Origin of the sequence: Cellulomonas septica, assembly GCF_012396155.1 — a bacterium.
Taxonomy (GTDB): domain Bacteria; phylum Actinomycetota; class Actinomycetes; order Actinomycetales; family Cellulomonadaceae; genus Cellulomonas; species Cellulomonas septica.
The window spans coordinates 1-2,407 of the sequence record NZ_JAAXOY010000548.1 but is presented as its reverse complement, the minus strand read 5'-3'; the positions used below and the strand labels follow the sequence as shown (position 1 = coordinate 2,407).

Here is a 2,407-nt window from a genome sequence, read left to right as displayed (position 1 = left end):
AGGTCGCCGGGGATCGCGTCCGCCTGCTGCGGGTCGAGCATCGCGGGGCGACGCGGTCGACGGGGCTCGTCGCCGCTGGTCGGACCGGTCATCGCGCACCTCCTCCACGGGCGGGCCGCGGGGCCGGCGCTCACCCGTCGGACGATCTTGCCTCGTCGCGGCGGACGTCGCGCGCGCCGCCCGTCGCCCGTCCGGGGCAGGTGCCGGGGCTCGACATGCGTGTCTGTGCAGGTGGGGCCACAGTGGTTCTCACTCCTCGGGACGGCCCCGACGAGTGACGGAGGTGCCACACGATGTCCGACGCGACACGGCCGCCGCAGGGGGCGGCAGGAGGATCCGAGGTGCGCCACCCGCACCACAACAAGGCCATCGCCCTCGCCGTCGCGGCGGCGGTCGGTGGCTTCCTCTTCGGGTTCGACAGCTCCGTCATCAACGGTGCGGTCGACGCGATCGGGGAGCAGTTCGACCTCGGGTCCGCCCTGCAGGGGTTCGCCGTCGCCGTCGCGCTGCTCGGCTGCGCGCTCGGCGCCTGGTCCGGCGGCAAGCTCGCCGACCACTGGGGTCGCACGAAGGTCATGTTCTTCGGTGCGGTCCTCTTCTTCGTGTCGTCGATCCTGTCGGCGATCGCGTTCGGCGTCTGGGACCTGATCCTGTGGCGGTTCATGGCGGGCGTGGGCATCGGCATCGCGTCGGTCATCGCGCCGGCGTACATCGCCGAGATCGCTCCGGCGGCCATGCGCGGGCGGCTGGGCTCGCTCCAGCAGCTCGCGATCACGCTCGGCATCTTCGCCGCCCTGCTGTCCGACCAGCTGCTGGCGACGTCGGCGGGCGGCGCGTCGGAGGAGCTGTGGTTCGGGCTCGAGGCGTGGCGGTGGATGTTCCTGGTCGCCGTGGTCCCCGCGACGGTCTACGGGATCCTCGCGCTGATGATCCCCGAGTCGCCGCGCTACCTGGTCGCGCGCGGCCGGCGTGACGAGGCGCAGAAGATCCTGTCGGACGTCCTCGGGCCCGACGAGGACGCGGCGGCCCGCGTGCACGAGATCGAGCGCACGATCGAGTCGGACAAGAAGCTCGAGGACCAGGCGACGCTGCGCGGCCCGCGGTTCGGGCTCCTGCCCGTGGTCTGGGTCGGCATCCTGCTGTCGGTGTTCCAGCAGTTCGTCGGCATCAACGTGATCTTCTACTACTCGACGACGCTGTGGCAGGCCGTCGGCTTCGACGAGTCCGACGCGTTCATGGTCTCGACGATCACGTCGGTGACGAACGTCGCGGTGACGTTCATCGCGATCGCGCTGATCGACAAGATCGGTCGCCGTCCGCTGCTGCTCATCGGCTCGGCCGGCATGGCGGTGTCGCTCGCGGTGATGTCGATCGCCTTCACGCAGTCGACCGGGACGGGCGACGACCTGACGCTGACGGGCTCGTGGGGCACGATCGCGCTGGTCGCGGCGAACGCGTTCGTCGTGTTCTTCGGCGCCACGTGGGGCCCGCTGGTGTGGGTGCTCCTCGGCGAGATGTTCCCGAACCGCATCCGCGCCGCCGCGCTGGGCGTGGCCGCGATGGCGCAGTGGATCGCGAACTTCCTCATCACGATCTCGTTCCCGCCGATGCTGGACCGGTTCGGCGCGTCCATCCCCTACCTGATGTACGCGATCTTCGCGACGCTGTCCTTCTTCTTCACGCTGTTCAAGGTGCCGGAGACGAAGGGCGTGCAGCTCGAGGACATGGAGTCCGTCAAGGTCGAGCGGCGGGCGCGCGGGACGGCCAGTACGACCCGCTGACGCGACCCGCACGTCCCGGAGGCCCCTGGCGCACCACGCGCCGGGGGCCTTCGTCGGGCCGGCACGGCGGTTCGCGGAATAAGTTGCCTCGCGCAAATGCTGTGCCCTACAGTCTTTGCGTCACGCAACCAAGGAGCACCCCATGACCGGCACCACCGACGCACCCGAGACGCCCACGCGTCTCCTGCTGCGCGCCATGGAGGAGCTCACCCGCTCGCTGCGCGAGGCGTCCCACGTCATGTCGAAGCAGTTCCCCTGCTCGCGCGGCGAGGTCCCGCTCATCCGCCTGCTCGCCCGCCGCGGCGCGCTCGGCGTCGGCGAGATCGCGCACGCCATGCGCGTCGACGTCTCGGTCGCGAGCCGCCAGGTGAGCCACCTCGTCGACGAGGGCTGGGTCGAGCGGACCGTCGACCCCGACGACCGCCGCGCCCGCACGCTGCGGCTCACCGCCGACGGCGAGGCCCTCGCCGCCCGCATGCTCGACGTCCGCGACGGCGCCATGCAGGCCGTCTTCGGCGACTGGGCACCCGACGACATCGACGACGCGGCCGCCGTCCTGCACCGCATCGCCGCCACGATCGACGCCGCCCGCCTGCGCGAGCAGGCGCCCGCGCTCGCCACGACCG

2 protein-coding genes are annotated in these 2,407 nt (G+C 71.6%); both read left to right on the top strand.

Annotated elements, in window-relative coordinates:
- Positions 1 to 293: 293 nt before the first annotated feature.
- Positions 294 to 1,781, top strand: a complete 1,488-nt coding sequence (locus HGA02_RS16380; protein ID WP_168680174.1) for a sugar porter family MFS transporter — start codon at positions 294 to 296, stop codon at positions 1,779 to 1,781.
- 142 nt (positions 1,782 to 1,923) lie between these two features.
- Positions 1,924 to 2,407: MarR family winged helix-turn-helix transcriptional regulator (locus HGA02_RS16375; protein ID WP_168680172.1), on the top strand; the 484-nt coding region annotated here is incomplete at its 3' end.